18 protein-coding genes are annotated in these 19,604 nt (G+C 64.1%); 10 read left to right on the plus strand and 8 right to left on the minus strand.

From position 1 onward, the window contains the following. The first annotated feature begins 57 nt into the window (after positions 1–57). The 3 genes from xseA (at position 58) to B7G53_RS00545 (ending at position 4,657) form a co-directional block, all read left to right on the plus strand. The gene (xseA, locus tag B7G53_RS00535) at positions 58–1,353 is read left to right on the plus strand and encodes an exodeoxyribonuclease VII large subunit (RefSeq protein ID WP_096662314.1); all 1,296 of its coding nucleotides are present in this window, start codon (positions 58–60) and stop codon (positions 1,351–1,353) included. Between the two features lie 58 nt (positions 1,354–1,411). Beyond that, positions 1,412–1,993, plus strand: coding sequence for a superoxide dismutase (locus B7G53_RS00540; RefSeq protein WP_096662315.1), 582 nt, complete (start codon positions 1,412–1,414; stop codon positions 1,991–1,993). A gap of 426 nt (positions 1,994–2,419) precedes the next feature. After that, entirely contained in the window at positions 2,420–4,657 is a 2,238-nt protein-coding gene (locus B7G53_RS00545; RefSeq protein WP_096662316.1) for an NADP-dependent isocitrate dehydrogenase, read from the plus strand. An 89-nt stretch (positions 4,658–4,746) separates the two neighbouring features. Here B7G53_RS00545 and B7G53_RS00550 read toward each other — a convergent pair whose 3' ends face one another. Continuing rightward, positions 4,747–5,232: a DUF192 domain-containing protein gene (locus B7G53_RS00550; RefSeq protein WP_096662317.1), complete on the minus strand. Its 486-nt coding sequence runs from the start codon at positions 5,230–5,232 to the stop codon at positions 4,747–4,749. Positions 5,233–5,278: 46 nt separating this feature from the next. Between B7G53_RS00550 and B7G53_RS22715 the strand changes: the two genes are divergently transcribed. From B7G53_RS22715 to clpA, 4 genes are all read left to right on the plus strand, one after another. Further along, positions 5,279–5,671 (plus strand): hypothetical protein, encoded by a 393-nt coding sequence (locus B7G53_RS22715; protein ID WP_176491239.1) that lies wholly within the window; start codon positions 5,279–5,281, stop codon positions 5,669–5,671. Positions 5,672–5,863: 192 nt separating this feature from the next. Beyond that, a complete protein-coding gene (gene icd / locus B7G53_RS00560; RefSeq protein WP_096662319.1) occupies positions 5,864–7,117 on the plus strand; it encodes an NADP-dependent isocitrate dehydrogenase in 1,254 nt (417 codons plus the stop codon). Between the two features lie 223 nt (positions 7,118–7,340). Further along, positions 7,341–7,709, plus strand: coding sequence for an ATP-dependent Clp protease adapter ClpS (clpS, locus tag B7G53_RS00565; protein ID WP_096662820.1), 369 nt, complete (start codon positions 7,341–7,343; stop codon positions 7,707–7,709). 82 nt (positions 7,710–7,791) lie between these two features. Beyond that, positions 7,792–10,128, plus strand: coding sequence for an ATP-dependent Clp protease ATP-binding subunit ClpA (clpA, locus tag B7G53_RS00570; protein WP_096662320.1), 2,337 nt, complete (start codon positions 7,792–7,794; stop codon positions 10,126–10,128). Between the two features lie 171 nt (positions 10,129–10,299). Here the strand turns inward: clpA and B7G53_RS00575 are convergent, their stop codons facing one another. Then, complete coding sequence (locus B7G53_RS00575; protein ID WP_096662321.1) at positions 10,300–10,728, minus strand: universal stress protein; 429 nt, start codon at positions 10,726–10,728, stop codon at positions 10,300–10,302. Positions 10,729–10,778: 50 nt separating this feature from the next. After that, on the minus strand, positions 10,779–11,237 hold the full coding sequence (locus B7G53_RS00580) for a host attachment protein (protein ID WP_096662322.1): 459 nt from the start codon (positions 11,235–11,237) through the stop codon (positions 10,779–10,781). A gap of 451 nt (positions 11,238–11,688) precedes the next feature. On the opposite strand from B7G53_RS00580, the gene sbcB reads away from it, so the two are divergent. Beyond that, positions 11,689–13,158 (plus strand): exodeoxyribonuclease I, encoded by a 1,470-nt coding sequence (gene sbcB / locus B7G53_RS00585; RefSeq protein WP_096662323.1) that lies wholly within the window; start codon positions 11,689–11,691, stop codon positions 13,156–13,158. Positions 13,159–13,283: 125 nt separating this feature from the next. Here sbcB and B7G53_RS00590 read toward each other — a convergent pair whose 3' ends face one another. Continuing rightward, the gene (locus B7G53_RS00590) at positions 13,284–13,946 is read right to left on the minus strand and encodes a glutathione S-transferase (RefSeq protein ID WP_096662324.1); all 663 of its coding nucleotides are present in this window, start codon (positions 13,944–13,946) and stop codon (positions 13,284–13,286) included. Further along, positions 13,946–14,920: an oxygen-dependent tRNA uridine(34) hydroxylase TrhO gene (trhO, locus tag B7G53_RS00595; protein WP_096662325.1), complete on the minus strand. Its 975-nt coding sequence runs from the start codon at positions 14,918–14,920 to the stop codon at positions 13,946–13,948. Before trhO ends, B7G53_RS00590 begins: the two co-directional genes overlap by 1 nt. Positions 14,921–15,157: 237 nt before the next feature. Between trhO and B7G53_RS00600 the strand changes: the two genes are divergently transcribed. Beyond that, positions 15,158–16,297, plus strand: coding sequence for an extracellular catalytic domain type 1 short-chain-length polyhydroxyalkanoate depolymerase (locus B7G53_RS00600; protein WP_096662326.1), 1,140 nt, complete (start codon positions 15,158–15,160; stop codon positions 16,295–16,297). A 74-nt stretch (positions 16,298–16,371) separates the two neighbouring features. On the opposite strand, the gene B7G53_RS00605 is transcribed toward B7G53_RS00600, so the two are convergent. From B7G53_RS00605 to B7G53_RS00615, 3 genes are all read right to left on the minus strand, one after another. Beyond that, positions 16,372–16,869: a DUF1499 domain-containing protein gene (locus B7G53_RS00605; RefSeq protein WP_096662327.1), complete on the minus strand. Its 498-nt coding sequence runs from the start codon at positions 16,867–16,869 to the stop codon at positions 16,372–16,374. Further along, positions 16,866–17,363 carry an EVE domain-containing protein gene (locus B7G53_RS00610; RefSeq protein WP_096662328.1) on the minus strand — a complete coding sequence of 166 codons (498 nt, stop codon included), beginning with the start codon at positions 17,361–17,363 and terminating at the stop codon, positions 16,866–16,868. The genes B7G53_RS00605 and B7G53_RS00610 overlap by 4 nt, the downstream gene beginning before the upstream one ends. Positions 17,364–17,642: 279 nt before the next feature. After that, on the minus strand, positions 17,643–18,413 hold the full coding sequence (locus B7G53_RS00615) for a TSUP family transporter (protein ID WP_096662329.1): 771 nt from the start codon (positions 18,411–18,413) through the stop codon (positions 17,643–17,645). A gap of 218 nt (positions 18,414–18,631) precedes the next feature. Here B7G53_RS00615 and B7G53_RS00620 point away from each other — a divergent pair, with 218 nt between their 5' ends. Further along, positions 18,632–19,561 carry a ketopantoate reductase family protein gene (locus B7G53_RS00620; RefSeq protein WP_096662330.1) on the plus strand — a complete coding sequence of 310 codons (930 nt, stop codon included), beginning with the start codon at positions 18,632–18,634 and terminating at the stop codon, positions 19,559–19,561. Positions 19,562–19,604: the final 43 nt, after the last annotated feature.

The raw sequence follows: 19,604 nt of genomic DNA on the forward strand, positions 1-19,604 counted from the left end.
TCCCGCTGTCATGCGGCTCTGTGGAGTATTACCCCCGAGTTACTGAGGGGTTTGCCCATGTTTGAGTCTGCGGGGACGCCAGCGAGCGCTTCGCCGGGGGTGCGGGTCTGGCCCGTCGGCTCCTTGCTGCGCGCGATTGCCGACAGCCTGGAGGCACGTTTCAACCCGGTGGCTGTGCAGGGGGAGGTCAGCGGGTTTTCGCGGGCCGCCAGTGGGCACTGTTACTTTTCCCTGAAGGACGAGCAGGGCCAGATCCGCTGCGCCATGTTCCGGCGGGCCGCCGGCCTGCTGGATTTTTCGCCCCGCGACGGCCAGCTGGTCGAAGTGCGTGGCCGGCTCGGCGTTTACGAGCCGCGCGGCGAGCTGCAGATGGTGGTCGAGTCCATGCGGCAAGCCGGGCAGGGCAACCTGTTCGAGCAATTCCTGTTGCTCAAGGCCAGGCTGGAGGCCGAGGGCCTGTTCGAGCCCGGCCGCAAGCGGCCCTTGCCGCTGCTGCCGCGCGCCATCGGCGTGGTGACCTCACTCGGCGCAGCCGCCCTGCATGACGTGGTGACGGCCTTGCAGCGCCGCGCGCCGCACATTCCGGTGGTGATTTACCCGGCCAGCGTGCAGGGCGCCCAGGCGCCCGAGGAGTTGCGCCAGGCCCTGCGCAAGGCCAGCGAGCGCGCGGAGGTGGACGTGCTGCTGCTGGTGCGCGGCGGCGGGGCCATGGAAGACCTGTGGGCCTTCAACGACGAGCAACTGGCGCGCCTGATCGTCGCTTCGCCGGTGCCCGTGGTGTGCGGCGTCGGCCACGAGACCGATTTCACAATTGCCGATTTTTGCGCTGACCTGCGCGCGCCCACCCCTACTGCGGCGGCCGAAATGTGCGCCCAGCCGCAAAGTGTCTGGCTCGGCGCGCTGGACCTGATGCAGGGGCGCATGCAGGATGGCGTGGAGCGGCAGTTGCAGGCCCAGAACCAGCGGCTCGACTGGGCCGCGTCCCGCGTGAGCCGGCCGTCCCATCTGGTGACCCGCCAGCAGGCCCGGTTGGCCAGCCAGACACAGCGCCTGCGGCATGCGCTGCAGTCGGGTGTGCAGCGGGAAAGCAGCCGCCTCCAGGGGCTGGCGCTGGCGTTTCCGCAGGCCATGGTGGGCGCGCTGGTGCAGCAGCAACGGCGGCTGGAGCGGGCGCAGTTCAGGCTGGCGCCGCTCGACCCCAAGCTCGTGCTGCAACGCGGGTATGCCTGGCTGGCCGACCTGCAGGGGCAGGCGGTTACCAGCGCCCGGGCCACCCATCCGGGCCAGGCGCTGCGCGCTACCCTTGCCGACGGCGAGGTCGATTTGACCGTTTCTGCACCGCGGCTGATTTAGTTTTTACAATGGCCGTCGACACCGGTTTTATCAACAACACCTCACGAGGAAAAAAAACATGGAACACAAACTCCCCCCACTTCCGTACGCCATCGACGCGCTGGCCCCCCACTACAGCCAGGAGACGTTTGAGTACCACCATGGCAAGCACCACAACGCCTATGTGGTCAACCTCAACAACCTGCAAAAAGGCACCGAATTCGAGGCCATGACGCTCGAAGAGATCATCAAGAAATCCAGCGGTGGCGTGTACAACAACGCGGCCCAGATCTGGAACCACACCTTTTTCTGGGACTGCATGAAGCCGGCCGGTGGCGGCGAGCCAAGCGGCGCGCTGGCTGCGGCCATCAACGCCAAGTTCGGTTCCTACGCGGCTTTCAAGGAAGCGTTCGTGAAGTCGGCCGTCGGCAACTTCGGTTCGGGCTGGACCTGGCTGGTGAAAAAAGCCGACGGCTCGGTTGACATCGTCAACACCGGCCCGGCCGGCACCCCGCTGACCACCGCCGACAAGGCGCTGCTGACGGTGGACGTGTGGGAACACGCTTATTACATCGACTACCGCAACCAGCGCCCCAAGTTTGTCGAAACCTTCCTCGACAAGCTGGTGAACTGGGATTTTGCAGCGAAGAACTTCGCCTGACATCCATTGGGCTGTTCCCTGTGTTCCTCCGGGAAAGGGGTCCGCGTAGAACAAGCCAGTTTTAAACCCGCCTGGGTCGCTTGAGGCACAGGCTGGAAACAAAAAGGGCTCGAAGATTTGATCTTCGAGCCCTTTTTGCTTTATGGCCGTCAACGGGTCCTGCGCTCGCGCAGGCTGGCGTCATGCCTTCGCGGGTCATCTCCATTGGGTGCGCCGCAGACTTTTTTTGACCTGGCGGCGCCGATTTTTTCGGCCGTATGGAAAAAAAAGTTGCTGTAACCACCTGCAATTTCGCATTGTGATATTGCATTGCATAAAATGCAGCGTGGGTCAGATTCCTCTAAGGAACCTCAGACAACATTCGACCGTGACCTCCGGGCTGTGCCGCAGCCGGTGGCGTTCCGTAACAATTTCTGGAGATAAGCGATGAGCACCGAGCAACCCACCATCATCTACACCCTGACCGATGAGGCACCGCTGCTGGCGACCAGCGCCTTCCTGCCCATCGTGCGCACGTTCACCGCGCCGGTCGGAATCAAGGTGACGACCAGCGACATCTCGGTGGCTGGTCGGATTCTGGGGCAATTTGCGGAATACCTGACCGAGGAACAACGGGTTGCGGACAACCTGTCAGAGCTGGGCAGGCTAACGCTCAGACCCGAAGCCAACATCATCAAGCTGCCCAATATCAGCGCGTCGGTGGCTCAGCTCAAGGACGCGATCAAGGAGTTGCAGGGCAAGGGCTACAAGATCCCGGACTACCCGGAAGCCCCCAAGACCGACGAGGACAAGGACATCCGCGCGCGCTACAACAAGTGCACCGGCAGCGCCGTGAACCCAGTGCTGCGCGAAGGTAATTCGGACCGCCGCGCGCCCAAGGCCGTCAAGGAATACGCGCGCAAGAACCCGCACAGCATGGCCGACTGGAGCCAGGCCTCGCGCTCGCACGTTTCGCACATGCACGCCGGCGACTTCTACCACGGCGAAAAGTCGATCACACTGGACCGCGCGCGCGACGTCAAGATGGAGCTGATCACCAAAAGCGGCAAGACCATCGTGCTCAAGCCCAAGGTCGCGCTGCTGGACCGTGAGATCATCGACTCGATGTTCATGAGCAAGAAGGCGCTGGTGGAGTTCTACGAGAAGGAGATCGAGGACGCGCACAAGACCGGCGTGATGTTCTCCCTGCACGTGAAGGCGACCATGATGAAGGTGTCGCATCCCATCGTGTTCGGCCACTGCGTGAAGATCTTCTACAAGGAAGCGTTCGAAAAACACGCCAAACTGTTCGAGGAGCTGGGCGTCAACGTCAACAATGGCATGGTCGATCTGTACAACAAGATCGGTACGCTGCCGCAGAGCAAGCAGGACGAGATCAAGCGCGACCTGCACGCCTGTCACGAAGGCCGCCCCGAGCTGGCCATGGTTGATTCGGCCAAGGGCATCACCAACTTCCATTCGCCCAACGACATCATCGTGGACGCCTCCATGCCTGCGGCCATCCGCAACGGCGGCAAGATGTGGGGCGCCGACGGCCGCCTGAAGGACGTCAAGGCCGTGATGCCCGAATCGACTTTCGCCCGCATCTACCAGGAGATCATCAACTTCTGCAAGTGGCACGGTGCCTTCGATCCCAGGACCATGGGCACGGTGCCCAACGTGGGACTGATGGCCCAGCAGGCCGAGGAATACGGCTCGCACGACAAGACCTTCGAGATCGCCGAAGACGGCATGGCGAACATCACTGACCTGGCCACCGGCGAGGTGCTGGTGAGCCAGAATGTGGAAGCCGGCGACATCTGGCGCATGTGCCAGGTCAAGGACGCCGCGATCCGTGACTGGGTCAAGCTGGCTGTGACCCGTGCCCGCAACTCCGGCATGCCGGTGGTGTTCTGGCTCGATTCCTACCGCCCGCACGAAGCGCAGATGATCACCAAGGTCAAGATGTACCTGCACGAGCACGACACGGCGGGTCTGGACATTCAGATCATGAGCCAGGTGCGTGCCATGCGCTACACGCTGGAGCGCGTTGTGCGCGGCCTGGACACCATCAGCGCCACCGGAAACATCCTGCGTGACTACCTGACAGACCTGTTCCCCATCATGGAACTCGGCACCAGCGCCAAGATGCTGTCCATCGTGCCCCTGATGGCCGGCGGCGGCATGTATGAAACCGGCGCCGGCGGCTCCGCACCCAAGCATGTTCAGCAACTGGTTGAGGAAAACCACCTGCGCTGGGACTCACTGGGCGAATTCCTGGCCCTGGCGGTATCGCTGGAAGACCTCGGTATCAAGACCGGCAACGCCCAGGCGAAGATTCTGGCCAAAACGCTGGATGCCGCCACTGGCAAGCTTCTCGACAACAACAAAAATCCGTCGCCGAAGACCGGCCAACTGGACAACCGTGGCAGCCAGTTTTACCTGGCCATGTACTGGGCCCAGGAACTGGCCGCACAGACCGAAGACGCGGCCCTGGCTGCACGGTTCGCGCCGCTGGCCAAGGAGCTGATGACCAGCGAGCAGACCATCGTTGCCGAACTCCAGGCCGTGCAAGGCAAGGCGGTGGACATTGGCGGCTACTACCAGCCCGACCTGGCCAAGCTGGACGTTGTGATGCGTCCGAGCAAGACACTGAACGCGGCACTGGCGGCTTTCAACGCGTAAACAAACTTGACGCCTTAACTGGCCCACAAAAAAGCCGACTTCACGTCGGCTTTTTTCATGGTGCCGCCAATGGCGCGACGCATGCCTGTTCAGCGGGGCGGCGCGAACACCGGTCCCGCCAGTTTGCTGCCGGCCTTGATGCCTTTTTTGGCAAACCAGCCGACGTTCATCTCCAGCACGTAACGCACCGGTTTTTCCGAGCAGTGCGACTCTGTCGTCTGCGGTTTCATGTCGGCGAGGTTCACGATGGTGCCGTCGTCGGCGACAAAGGCTGCGGTCAGCGGCAGCAGGGTGTTTTTCATCCAGAAACACTGCTGGGCAGGCTGTTCGAACACAAACAACATGCCTTCGGTTTGCGGCATCTCCCGGCGAAACATCAGGCCGATTTGCCGTTGCTCGGGCGTCAGCGCCAGTTGCGCATCAATCTGGTGCATGCCTGCCGACAGTTTGGCCCGCGGCAGGTTTGTTTGCGGCGTTCCTTGGGCCAGCGCGCATCCGGTGGTCAACACCAGGCAGGAAAGTGCGAGCTTCAGGCCGCGCAGGGACGGCTTCGGGAGATCGGGCAAGAAGGGCATAAGGGTTCACCGGAAAGAGGTCAGACGGTCAGCATAAACGACGGCCATGAAAAATGCCCGCAAAGCGGGCATTTCAGACAGGCGCGAAGAATTACTTCTTGGCGGCAGCAGCTTTGTCTTCTTTGGCTTTCTTGGCAGCAGCGGCTTTTTCAGCTTTGGCAGCTTTGGCAGCGGCAGCTTTTTCAGCTTTGGCTTTCTTGGCAGCAGCGGCTTTTTCGGCCTTGGCGGCCTTGGCATCAACCTTGGCAGCAGGCACGGCTGGCGTTGCAGCAGTCGCTGGCGTCGCCGGTGTGGCAGCAGTCGCCGGAGTGGCAGCCGTAGCAGGGGTGGCAGGCTTGGCGGCCATAGGAGCGCCAGCGTGGGAAGCGGCAAAAGCGCCTGCAGCAAACAGGCCGGAAATCAGGGCAGCAAGAATCTTGTTCATTTGGAGTTTTCCTAAATAAGTTTTTGAACCAAGTCCCCCGAAAAACTCGTGGACCTGAATGTAACGAGGCCCGTTTGGAAACGGTTGACACGCAGGCCGTTAAATCTGTCGAGGGAAGATTTGGGGCTAAAATTTGCGGGTTATCACCTAAACAGCGCCCGGCAGTCGATCACTGCAATTTCTGGCGCGTACCGGAGACTTGTTCACATGTACCAGCACATCAAGGTGCCCGCCCAGGGGCAGAAAATCACGGTCAATGCCGACAATTCACTGAATGTTCCGGACGAGCCGATCATTCCGTTCATTGAAGGCGATGGCACGGGTGCGGACATCACGCCGGTCATGCTCAAGGTGGTCGACGCGGCCGTGGCCAAGGCCTACGGCGGCAAGAAGAAAATCCACTGGATGGAAGTCTACGCTGGTGAAAAGTCCACCAAGGTCTACGGTCCCGACGTCTGGCTGCCGGAAGAAACCCTGGCTGCGGTCAAGGACTATGTGGTCTCCATCAAGGGACCGCTGACCACGCCGGTTGGCGGCGGCATCCGCTCGCTCAACGTCGCGCTGCGCCAGGAACTGGACCTGTATGTCTGCCTGCGCCCCATCCAGTACTTCAAGGGCGTGCCCTCACCGGTGAAAGAGCCGCACAAGACCAACATGGTGATCTTCCGCGAGAACTCGGAAGACATTTACGCCGGCATCGAATTCGAGGCCGAGTCCGACAAGGCCAAAAAACTCATCAAGTTCCTGCAGGACGAGATGGGCGTCAAGAAAATCCGCTTCCCCAACACCTCGGGCATCGGCATCAAGCCTGTGTCCAGGGAGGGCACCGAGCGCCTGGTGCGCAAAGCCCTGCAGTACACCATTGACAACGACAAGCCCAGCCTGACGATTGTCCACAAGGGCAACATCATGAAGTTCACCGAAGGGGGCTTCCGGGACTGGGCCTACGCCCTGGCGGCCAGGGAGTTCGGTGCCGAACTGATCGACGGCGGCCCGTGGATGAAGTTCAAGAATCCGAAAACCGGCAAGGAAATCACCGTCAAGGACTCGATTGCCGACGCTTTCCTGCAGCAGATCCTGCTGCGCCCGGCCGAATACTCGGTGATCGCCACGCTGAACCTGAACGGCGACTATGTCTCCGATGCGCTAGCGGCCCAGGTCGGCGGCATCGGCATTGCGCCCGGCGCCAACCTCAGCGATACCATCGCGATGTTCGAGGCTACCCACGGCACGGCGCCAAAATACGCCGGCAAGGACTACGTGAACCCCGGTTCTGAAATCCTGTCGGCGGAAATGATGCTGCGCCACATGGGCTGGACGGAAGCCGCTGACCTGATCATCAGTTCGATGGAAAAGTCGATCGAGTCCAAGAAAGTCACCTACGACTTCGCCCGCCTGATGGATGGCGCGACCCAGGTCAGCTGCTCCGGTTTCGGTCAGGTCATGATCGACCACATGTAGGCAAGCAGGCTGCCTTGCAGCCCACCGCGCCAGCCAGGGGCTGGGCGGCCGGGAAACCAGGCAGAATATGCTGCAAAGCCGCCGCGGCTCAGGCTGGGCGGCTTTTTTTTGGTCTTTTGAACCGGCCGGCCAGAAGCCAATTGTCCGCGCTTGATTGTCGCGTTCCCGCCACCAATTTCCCTGTCAGGCGCACTGGACAATTCCGGTCGCTAGAATGATTTCCATGGCCAGCAAACCTCCCAAAACTCCCGCACCACCCAAGGCACCGGCCTTCAAGCCCGAGGATGCCAACGGCGGGGATGCGGTCGTGCTTGAGCGCCGTCCGCAAAAGACCGAGCCGCCGCAGATGTACCAGGTCGTGCTGCTCAACGACGACTACACCCCGATGGAGTTTGTCGTCGTGGTGATCCAGGAATTTTTCAACAAGGACCGGGAAACGGCCACGCAGATCATGCTGAAGATTCACCTGGACGGCAAAGGCGTGTGTGGCGTGTTTTCCAAGGATGTCGCGTCGACCAAGGTCGACCAGGTCACGGAAGCAGCGCGAAAGAATGGCCATCCGCTGCAGTGTGTGTGCGAGCCCATTGAATAATGGAAAAAACAGCCCATATCGGCTTGAAGAGTTACACAATGATCCCATCAGATATCCCAGCAGCAAGCCGAAAGGAAAAGCAATGATTGCCCAGGAACTAGAAGTCAGCTTGCACATGGCCTTTGTCGAGGCCCGCCAGCAGCGCCACGAGTTCATCACCGTGGAACACCTGCTGCTTGCCTTGCTCGACAACCCCAGTGCCGCTGAGGTGCTGCGCGCATGCTCCGCCAATATCGATGACCTGCGCAAGTCGCTGGCCAACTTCATCAAGGACAACACGCCGCAGGTCGCCGGCAGCGACGACGTCGACACGCAGCCCACGCTGGGTTTCCAGCGTGTGATCCAGCGCGCCATCATGCATGTGCAGTCCACCGGCAACGGCAAGAAGGAAGTCACCGGCGCCAACGTGCTGGTCGCCATCTTCGGCGAAAAAGACTCGCATGCCGTGTATTACCTGCACCAGCAGGGCGTGACACGCCTGGACGTCGTGAACTTCATCGCGCACGGCATCAAGAAGAGCGACCCGCCCGAGCCCACCAAGGCCGGCGAGAGCGCTGCCGAGAACGAAGAGGGCGGTGAGAAGAACGAAAAAGCCTCGCCGCTGGAGCAGTACACCCAGAACCTGAACCAGCTCGCCAAGGAAGGCAAGATCGATCCGCTGATCGGCCGCCACTACGAGGTCGAGCGCGTGATCCAGATCCTGTGCCGCCGCCGCAAGAACAACCCGTTGCTCGTCGGCGAAGCCGGCGTGGGCAAGACCGCCATCGCCGAGGGCTTGGCGTGGCGCATCACGCAGAAAGACGTGCCCGAGATCCTGGGCGAAGCGCAGGTCTACTCGCTCGACATGGGCGCCTTGCTGGCCGGCACCAAGTACCGCGGCGACTTCGAGCAGCGCCTCAAAGGCGTGTTGAAAGCACTGAAAGACAAGCCCAACGGCATTTTGTTCATCGACGAGATCCACACCCTTATCGGGGCCGGTGCGGCCTCGGGCGGCACGCTGGACGCGTCCAACCTGCTCAAGCCCGCGCTCAGCTCGGGCCAGCTGAAATGCATCGGTGCAACCACCTTCACCGAGTACCGCGGCATCTTCGAGAAAGACGCGGCCCTGTCACGCCGCTTCCAGAAGGTCGACGTGGTCGAGCCGACGGTGCAGGAAACCGTCGAGATCCTCAAGGGCCTGAAGTCGCGTTTTGAAGAGCACCACAGCGTGAAATACGCCGTGGCGGCCCTGCAGGCCGCGGCCGAACTCAGCGCCAAGTACATCAACGACCGCCATCTGCCCGACAAGGCGATCGACGTGATCGACGAGGCGGGCGCTGCCCAGCGCATCCTGCCGCCGTCCAAGCGCAAGAAAACCATCACCAAGGCCGAGGTCGAGGAGATCGTGGCCAAGATCGCGCGCATTCCGCCCGCCAACGTGTCCAACGACGACCGCGGCAAGCTCAAGACGCTGGAGCGCGACCTGAAAAGCGTGGTATTCGGCCAGGACAAGGCCCTCGACGTGCTCGCATCCGCCGTTAAAATGGCGCGTTCGGGCCTGGGCAAGGACGACAAGCCGATTGGTTCCTTCCTGTTCTCCGGCCCCACCGGCGTCGGCAAGACGGAAGCTGCCAAGCAGCTGGCCTACATCATGGGCATCGAGTTGATCCGCTTCGACATGTCCGAGTACATGGAACGCCACGCGGTGAGCCGCCTGATAGGCGCGCCTCCGGGCTACGTCGGGTTCGACCAGGGCGGCCTGCTGACCGAAGCCGTGACCAAGAAGCCGCATGCGGTGCTGCTGCTGGACGAGATCGAAAAGGCGCACCCGGACATCTTCAACGTGCTGCTGCAGGTCATGGACCACGGCACGCTGACGGACAACAACGGGCGCAAGGCCGATTTCCGCAACGTGATCATCGTCATGACGACCAATGCCGGCGCCGAGACCATGAACAAGGCGACCATCGGCTTCACGAACCCGCGCGAGGCGGGCGACGAGATGGCCGACATCAAGCGCCTGTTCACGCCCGAGTTCCGCAACCGCCTTGACGCGGTCGTGAGCTTCAAGGCGCTCGACGAGACCGTCATCCTGCGCGTGGTCGACAAGTTCCTGCTGCAGCTCGAAACGCAACTGGCCGAGAAGAAAGTGGACGTGACGTTCACCGACACGCTGCGCAAGTACCTGGCCAAGAAGGGCTTCGATCCGCTGATGGGCGCACGCCCGATGCAGCGCCTGATCCAGGACACGATCCGTCGTGCGCTGGCCGACGAACTGCTGTTCGGCCGCCTGGTCGATGGCGGGCGTCTGACGGTGGACATGAAGGTGACCACCGACGAAAAAGGCGTGGAAAACGGCGAGGTTGTGCTCGACATCCAGCCGCTGGCCAAGAAGGAAGGCAAAGCCAAACCCGAGCCGGAAGAGGCAACGACCGACTGAGGCAACAGCGGGCAAGCCGTAAAAAAGGCCGGTGGCGTCATGCCCCGGCCTTTTTTTATTTGCTCCTGAAACAATAGCTGCTTGCGCCCGTGTTTATTGGGCAAGAGGCCTGTTTCATGAGTCGTCGCCGGCCACGTTCGGCACGCCGCGGCGACACGCCCAGGCGGGCGTTTATTTGACCAGCAACACGGGCACCGGCGACTGATGGATCACGCGCTGGGCCACCGAGCCCAGCACCACGCTGCCGACGGCGCCCATACCGCGTGTGCCCATGGCAATCTGGTCCACCTGCAGGTCCTTGGCGATACGCACGATCTCGTTGGCAATCACCCCATGGGCGCGGGCGGGCTCGGCGAGCTTGAGTCCCTGCGCCCTGGCGCGTTCCGCGGCTTTGGCGAGGATCACGGTTTGCTGCTTTTTCTGATCCTCTTCAATTTTCTCTATGGTGGCCAGGGTATAGCCGCCATACAGGAGCGGCTCCGGGCTGACGCAGAGCAGCGTGGCCTCCACATCCAGTGAAGACCGGACCATGGCGCCGACGGCGTCCACCGCCCGGTCAGCATGCTCGGAACCATCTACCGCAATCAGGATTTTCAGCATGAATCACACCTTTTTTGTCAGGCACAAAAAGCACCTCGCACCTCGTTCCCTCAATCGGGCAGTCGCAAGGCGTCATCGACACGTTTTTTCAACTCGGGGCCCTCGTAGCGGGTCAGGTCGCCGACCACGGCACTCTGCACCACCTTCTGGGTGGCAGGGCTCAAACAGGGCCGGAGTTCACCCAGCATGGGGCTGGAGGCAATCAGCACCAGCCCGTTGCAGCGCTTCGCGGCCACTCCCTCGTTGAGGTAATCGGCGAGCTGGCGGGCAAAGCTGTCACGTTCCTTGGCCTGGGCTGGCGTATGCGGCTCAAACTGCGTGCCGGCATGCCCGGTGCGCCCGTGGCCCTTACCCGCCGCGCCTGTCAGCGCGCCACCCTGGGCCTCGCCGCCAAGGCTGGCATGTGGATGCACAAAGTCGCTCAACTCGGTGAGTGCATGGCTGGTGGAATCACGCTGGAAGCAGCGTGCACGCTCGGCATTGGCGACCAGAACCCAGGTTTTGTCCATGATGTTTCCTTTGGAGACTCCCGCCCGTGAAACCGGCGTCGTTCGGGTTTCATGGCCGGCACTTGATCGGAGCGCCTGCAAATAGTAGGACTGGCTGGCCGTGGCCTGCTTGATGTATCGCAAAGGTTCACGGTGCTGCATGGCGCGCTGTCCTGGGCGGGGATTTCTGGCGCGCGAGGCGGATGAGGGGATGGCCGCCGGGTTCCTGCGAGCCAGGACAATATCTGCCGCGCATGAGTCGACGAACGGCTGTGGGGGCGCCGAAAAATGGCGGAACGACCCGGACAGCGCCCGGAAGAATCTGGAAGCGCCGAAAAGGCCGGTAGCATCGCGCTACCGGCCATTTTGCTTTGGCCGCCTGAAATGCTCCTGAAACCATAGCTGCTTTCGACCGTCCGGTAAGGGATGGCGGCACTTTTTACTCCCAACCCTGGCTGACAGGCCCCGACCGATGGCGACGCACACCTTCCTCTGGCACGACTACGAAACCTTCGGCCTGAACACGCGCCGCGACCGGCCGGCGCAGTTTGCCGGCATACGCACCGACGCCGAACTCAACGAGATCGGCGAGCCGCTGATGATTTATTGCCAGCCGGCGCGCGACTACCTGCCCGACCCGTCCTCCTGCCTGATCACCGGCATCACGCCGCAGCTGTGCCTGGAGCGCGGCCTGCCCGAACATGCATTCGCCGCCCGCATCGAAGCCGTGCTGGCCGAGCCCGGCACCATTGGCGTGGGCTACAACACCATCCGGTTCGACGACGAGGTCACGCGCCACCTGTTCTGGCGCAACCTGATCGACCCCTACGCGCGCGAGTGGCAAAACGGCTGCGGCCGCTGGGACCTGCTCGACGTGGTGCGCATGGCTTATGCGCTGCGGCCCGAAGGCATCACCTGGCCGATGAAACCCGATGAACGCCGCCCCGGCGAGGCCGGTGCCTTGCGTCCCAGCTTCAAGCTCGAAGACCTGGCGCGCGCCAACGGCCTGCTGCACGAAACGGCGCACGACGCGCTGTCGGACGTGCGCGCCACGATTGCGCTGGCCCGCCTGGTCCGCACGGCCCAGCCCAAGCTGTTCGACTTCTGCCTGGGGCTGCACAAGAAAGACCGGGTGGCGGCCGAACTCGGCCTGCCCACCAGCCCGCAGACGGCGCAGCCGTTTCTGCATGTGTCGGGCATGTTCCCGCCCGAGCGCGGCTGCCTGGCTGTCATGTGGCCGCTGACCATACACCCCGCCAACAAAAACGAGCTGCTGGCCTGGGACCTGGCGCAGGACCCCGGCGAATTGCCGCTGCTCGACGTGGCGACCCTGCGCCAGCGCCTGTTCAGCAAAAGCGCGGACTTGCCGGAAGGCGTGCTGCGCCTGCCGATCAAGTCGGTGCACCTGAACAAGTCGCCCATGGTGGTGCGCAAGCTGGCCACCCTGAGCCCGGAGATGGCCGCCCGGTGGGGGGTGGACATGGAGGCCGCACTGCGCCACGCCGAAAAAGCTGCCGGCCTGCCCGACATGAGCGCGATCTGGCCGGAGGTTTTTGCGCGGCCCAAAGAGGGCATTCCCGACGTGGACGAAGACCTGTACGGCGGCTTCATCAACAACGACGACCGGCGTCGCCTGAACCAGCTGCGTGCCTTGCCGGCGGCCGAACTGGCGCACAGCCGCACCGGCTTCGACGACGACCGGCTCGAAGAGCTGGTGTTTCGCTACCGCGCCCGCAATTTCGAGGCGACACTCTCGCCGGAAGAGGCCGAACGCTGGGAGGCGCACCGCGCCGCGCGGCTGCTCGAAGGCGAAGGCGGGGCGCGCAATGTCGATGCCTTTCTGGCCGCACTCGATGTGCTGTCGGAGACGGCGGACGAACGCGGGGAAACGGTGCTGGCGGCGCTGTATGACTATGCGGAGATGGTGGCGCCCGAGGTGTGAATGGCGCATCCGGAAGCGGTGGTTTGCTTCTCTATTGATAGCTGCTTGCGCTTATATCGAAAGGGCTGGTGGCCGATTTGATGCACCGTTCTTCACGCAAGCCAGAAAGGACCGGTGCACCGGTATCACCGCTGCGCGACAGCGGCCGGTTGCCATGGCGCCTGTTTTTGCATGACGCCCGCATACAGGGCACTGGCCTCGAAGGCCACCAGCCAGCCCTGCAGGCGCGGCCACGGCTGCGTGGCGAACCAGTCGGCATCGGTGTGGGCGAACTGGCGCACAAATGGCAGCAGGGCCATGTCGGCCAGACTGGCACGGGAACCCAGCAGCCAGCCACCGGCCAGGCGCGCGTCGAGTTGCGCCAGCCAGCGCGCCGCCTGCGTGCGATGCGCCAGCGCAAAGCCTGCTGCATCAGCACCGCCGGATTCGTCGGCATGACGGTGCGGGTATTTGTAGCGGTCCAGGTGGCGCTTGAAGTCGCCGTCGTTGGCGGCGATCAGCGCGGCCATCTCGTCGGGCGGTGCACCCGGCGGCGCCAGCCACTGCGCGGGGTCGTGGCGGCCCAGCGCCCAGCGCATGATGTCCAGGCTTTCGTCCAAGACTTCGCCGCCGGCCAGCAGCAGCACCGGCACCGTGCCCTTGGGCGAAGCGGCCAGCAGCTCGGCGGGTTTGTTTCTCAGAACCACTTCGCGCAGTTCGTACGGCTGGGCGCTCACAGCCAGCGCCAGCCGTGCACGCATGGCATAGGGGCAACGCCGGAACGAATAAAGGATGGGCAGGGCGCCCATCAGGCGCCTTCGCCGTCCCCGGCGGGCGACGACGACGGCAGCTTCGCGCCGATGTGCGGCTGGCGCCGGCGGTTCGCGTAGTCGACCTGGCGCTGGCGCTCAATGAAGCCGCGCTTTTGTTCGTCGGTTTTCTTGTCGTGGCAGGCCGGGCAACTGACGCCGGGCACGTACAGCGGCGAGGCCATGTCGGCCGCGCTGATCGGGTCGCGGCAGGCGCGGCACAGGCCGTAGTGGCCGGTGGCCAGGCCATGCACGACGGAGACGCGTTCGTCGAAGACAAAACATTCGCCCTGCCACAGGCTTTCGGTTTCAGGCACGGTTTCCAGGTACTTGAGGATGCCGCCTTCGAGGTGGTAGACCTCGTCAAAGCCCTGGGTGCGCATGAAGGCGGTGGATTTTTCACAGCGTATGCCGCCGGTGCAGAACATCGCCACCCTGGGTTTTTTGCCGTCCTTGGCGGCCAGCAGTCCGCCCGGCGCCGACTGCGCTTCCACCCAGGCGGGCAGTTCCGAAAAACTCCGGGTTTTGGGATTGAGCGCGCGCTCGAACGTGCCGATGCCGAACTCGTAGTCGTTGCGGGTGTCGACCACCACCACGTCGGGGTCGGCGATCAGGGCGTTCCAGTCCTGCGGCTTCACGTATTCGCCGGCCATCTCGTTCGGGTTGATGCCGGGCACACCGAGGGTGACGATTTCACGCTTCAGGCGCACCTTCATGCGGTAAAACGGCAGCTTCTGCGCCCAGGATTCCTTGTGCGGCAGGTCGGCCAGGCGCGGATCAGCGCGCAAATACGCCAGCACCGCACGCACGCCGGCTTCGGGCCCGGCGATCGTGCCGTTGATGCCTTCCCGGGCCAGCAGCAGCGTGCCGCGCACGTCCTGGGCTTCACAAAAGGCCTGCAGGGGCGGCTGCAGATCGGCAAAGTCGGGAAGATCGACAAATTTGTAGAGGGCGGCGGTCAGGAAATCAGGCATGGCAGGGCAAAGATGGGGGCAAAGAGAGGGGTGGCAACCCCTTGAACCCTCCATCGTAACGGCTGGGGCCGGCACCGGGACTGACACGCATCAAGGTCCGTGGTTGCCGCCGCGGGCGGGTCCTGTCGGAACGGGGTGAGCGGGTTTTGTTGCAATGCAGCAAAATGACGGTGTACTTACCAATTCACGCAAGGAAGGACCGATGATGCTGCACCTTCCCACCGTTGTCCGGGCACGATGGCCAAAAGCCTGAGCAGCCTCTGGCTCAAAAGCATGCGCCGCATGGGCAAGGCCCAGCAGGCGCAGGGCCGCCGGCTGTTTCTCAGTCTGGTGCCCAAGGCTGCCGCCAGCCCGGTGCGCCGCGCCCAACCCGTCAAGCTGATCAGGCCGAAAGCGGTGAAAGCCCTGCGCAAACCCGCCGCGCCGCCGGCACGCGCCGTGTCCGGCCTGCCCGGCACCTGGCAAAAGGCCTATTTCTCCGTGCCGGCCGCCGGCCAGCTTGCGCCCGCGCGACGCATGGCGTACTGGCTCTATTTGCCGGCCACGGCCAGCGCGGCGCCGCGGCCGCTGGTGGTCATGCTGCATGGCTGCCAGCAAACCGCCACCGACTTTGCCATTGCCACACGCATGAACCAACTGGCTGAGCGCAAGGGTTTTGCCGTCCTTTACCCGCACCAGTCGGCCTCGGCCGACGCGCACCGCTGCTGGCACTGGTACCAGCGTGCCACCCAGGAGGGGCAGGGCGATGTCCGGCTGATTGCAGACATGATGGCCCATGTGCAGGCCAGGCACGCGCTGGACCCGGCGCGCAGCTATGTGGCGGGCCTGTCGGCGGGCGCCGGGCTGGCCAACATCCTGGCGCTGCGCTACCCCGACCGGGTGGCCGCCGTGGGCCTGCACTCGGCGCCGGTGTTCGGCACGGCCGACTCGCCCATGAGCGCCTACCGGGCCATGCAGCACGGCGCTGGCGCGGCCCACAGCGAGGCGGCACGTTCCATCACCGCGGCCCGGCCGGATTTCCCGGGCATGCCGGCGATCCTTATCCACGGCGCGCGTGATGCCGTGGTGCGGCGCATCAACATGACGCAGTTGACCGAGCAGTTCACGATCTTCAACGCCGCAGCCATCACCCGCCACGATCCGGTGCTGCGCCGCTACCCGGCACGCGCCACCGGGCGCCATCCGCGCCACGCCTACGAAAGCGCCACCTGGTACGCCGGCAGAAAACCGCAGCTGGTGAGCTGCGAGATCGAGCACCTGGGCCACGCCTGGAGCGGCGGCGACGCGAGTGTGGATTTCAGCGCGCCGGAAGGCCCGGACGCCACGCTGATGATGTGGACGTTTTTTGCGCAGCACCGCCGGCCGACAACGGGCTGATGCCCTGGCTACAAGAAAAAAGTAGCTCCAGCCCAATAGATGTGGGCGCAAACAGCTATTGTTTTGGTAGCACTTCAGGGACGCTGGGCTTGTACGAAGCGTGCGCGCAGGGCCTCGACGCGGGCGCGGTTCACGCCAAAGTCCTTGCGCCCCAGCCGGCTGGCGGAGCGCACCTGGATCACGCTGCCGGCTTCGTCGAGCGAGAACTCCACATCGTCCGTGAACCTCAGCCAGCGGGTGCGGCACTGCGCGTACAGGTAAGCCGGCTCCCGCTTCACCAGCACACAGCCAGGAGTGGTTTCCAGCAGGGCGGCCAGGCGGCCCACGGCGGCCCTGGCGTCACCGGTATAAGACAAGGGGGCGATGCTGGCCTCGCTGCGCTGCGGGTGGTCGGCATAGTCGCCGGCCTGGCTGGACACGCTGTTCGGTGTGGGTGACGGCGGCTTGAGGCGGCCATTCCGCACGCCCAGGTCTTGCGGCGGCTTGCCCGCGAAAACCCCCAGTTGCCCGGCCACCAGCAGCAACGCGGCCACGGCCAGCAACACGCCCGGAAGCAGTCCCATGGTTTTCATGACCTGACCTTCCTGGCTGGGGACTCCACGCCGCTGCCCGTGATGGCCTGCCAGTGGCGCGGCTCCACCGGCGTGATGGACAGGCGGTTGCCCTTTTTGAGCACCAGCAGCTCGGACAACTCGGGTCGGGCGCGCAGCGCGGGCAGGGTGATGGTGGGGATTTTCCGGAGCACCTGCACGTCCACCAGCAGCCAGCGCGGCGCATCAAGGCCGGACTTGGCGTCGTAATACGGCGAGGCCGTGTCGAACTGTGTCGGGTCGGGGTAGGCGGTGGAGGCCACACGCGCGATGCCGACGATGCCCGGCTCAGCGCAGCTGGAGTGGTAGAACAACACGCCGTCGCCGACACGCATGGCGTCGCGCATGAAGTTGCGCGCCTGGTAGTTGCGCACGCCCACCCAGGGCACCGTGGCTTTCGGGGCCGCCAGTGCGTCGTCGACCGAGCATTCCCCGGGTTCGGATTTCATCAGCCAGTAGTTCATGGGTTCAGGCATTCCATGGGGGGTCTAGGGCCTGTTCACACTATTTATGCAAGTGCGAACGTGGTTAAAACAGCGCCAATCTAGGCGCGCGACGACGCTCAGCCTGGGCGGCTGGGCCAGGAGTGCAACGACGAGTGGTGCTGTTTTAACCACGTTCCCTTCGGGTTGCGGCCAAAAAGGCCATGCGCAGCGTTGCAAAGCCTTGCCGGGCTCCAGCCCGGCTGCATTTTGCGCCTCGCGCATGGCCTTTTTGACTCGCAACGCATCTTGCATAAATAGTGTGAACAGGCCCTAAAGGCCGGTTCTGGCGATTTGCAGCAGCGCCGGGACCAGCAGCCCGACACCCGTCAGCAGCAGCAGCGCACAAACCAGTTTGAGCACCGTGGGCCGCGACCAGCCGGGCGGGTGCTGATCCAGCCACCAGCTTAGCGCGAACACCAGCGGCGCGGCAAGCAGGCACAGCTTGAGCGCGTTGGCGCTGAACTGCCCGGTGCCCAGCACCATCGCCAGCCGCATCAGCGAACTGGCCGCCAGCGTCGCAACCAGGGTGTCGCGCACCGTTCGCAGCGGCATCGGCTGGCGGTACAGGTGGTAAACCAGCGGCGGCCCGCCGGTCGAAAAAAGGCCGGTCAGCAGGCCGGAGATCACGCCCCAGCTGCGAAACGAGGCGGCGGATGAACGTTCACGCAGGGCCGCAGCCTGCAACAGCACCACGATGGCGCAGGCCAGCACCGTCAGCCCCAGCAGCACACGCAGGACCAGGGTGACGTTGGCGCTGAGCCAGCCGACCAGCAGCACCCCCGCCAGAATGCCCACGGCACTGCCCATCGCGGTGTCGCGGAAGGCGGGCACATCGAGCGTGCGGCCCGAGCGGCGCAAGGCGACCAGGGCGTTGGCCAGTGCCAGCACGGTGGCCACGTTGGCCAGGTCCGCCAGCGGGGCGAGCTCCAGCAGGCCGGCCAGGCCCAGCAGGATCAGCGCGAAGGCGAAACCGCTGAGGTTCTGGGCGCAGGTCGCCAGGGCCACACACAGCAGGAAAAGCGCGATCTGCCACGCCGTCATTCACCCGCACGCTGCGGGTGGTTCCCCCGCCGGTTTGAACATTTGATACACATGCGGGCAGGATAACCTGCCGGCAGCGCGCGGACAGGGCGAAGGGGCAGGGCGGCGGCTCTCTCAGCACATTTGCCGAAGTCTTTCTAGAATGCGCCATCCCTTGCCCCGCGTGAGCCCTGTCCCGCGCCTGGCCGTTGGCACGGCTGCCCATCAAAAATTCACCCATGACAAACAACTCCCACCCTTCCCATACTCCTTTCAAGGTCGCCGTCATGGGCGCCGGCGCTGTCGGCTGCTACTACGGCGGCATGCTGGCGCGCGCCGGCCACGAGGTGGTGCTGATCGCCAGGCCGCAACACGTGGAAGCCATCACCCGCGACGGCCTGCACCTGGAAACCCGGAGCTTCGACGAGCATGTGCGCCTCGCCGCCAGCAGCGAGCCCGGCGCGGTGCAGGGCGCCCGGCTGGTGCTGTTTTGCGTCAAGTCCACCGACACCGAAGCCGCCGGCGCCCTGATACGGCCGCACCTGGCGCCCGATGCGCTGGTGCTGTGCCTGCAAAACGGCGTGGACAACGCCGACCGGTTGCGCACCGTGCTGCCGCAACACGCCGTAGCCGCCGCGGTGGTTTACGTCGCCACCGAAATGGCCGGCCCCGGCCACGTCAAACACCATGGCCGGGGCGAGCTGGTGATCGAACCCTCCCAAGCCAGCGATGCCGTGGCGCAAGCGCTGGTTGCCGCCGGCGTGCCGACCGAGGTCTCGGACAACGTGCGCGGCGCCTTGTGGGCCAAGCTGATCCTCAATTGCGCCTACAACGCCGTCTCGGCCATCACCCAGCGGCCTTATGGCCAGACGGTGGCCGGCGAGGGTGTGCAGGACCTGATGCGCGACGTGGTGGCCGAATGCCTGGCCGTGGCCCGGGCCGAAGGCGTGCAGGTGGCGGGCGATGTGCAGGCGGCGGTGGACAAACTCGCCGCCAGCATGCCCAGCCAGTTGTCATCGACCGCGCAGGACCTGGCGCGCGGCAAGCCCACCGAAATCGACTACCTCAACGGGCTGATCGTCAAGCGTGGCGCCGCGCTGGGCGTGGCCACGCCAGCGAACCGGGTGTTGTGGGCGCTGGTGAAGTTGATGGAGCGCAAACAACCCTAGGAAGCACGGGCTTGTTGGGCGCCGGGACAGGCACGGCGTGGCT

The organism is Polaromonas sp. AET17H-212 (genome assembly GCF_002379085.1).
Lineage (GTDB): Bacteria > Pseudomonadota > Gammaproteobacteria > Burkholderiales > Burkholderiaceae_C > Polaromonas.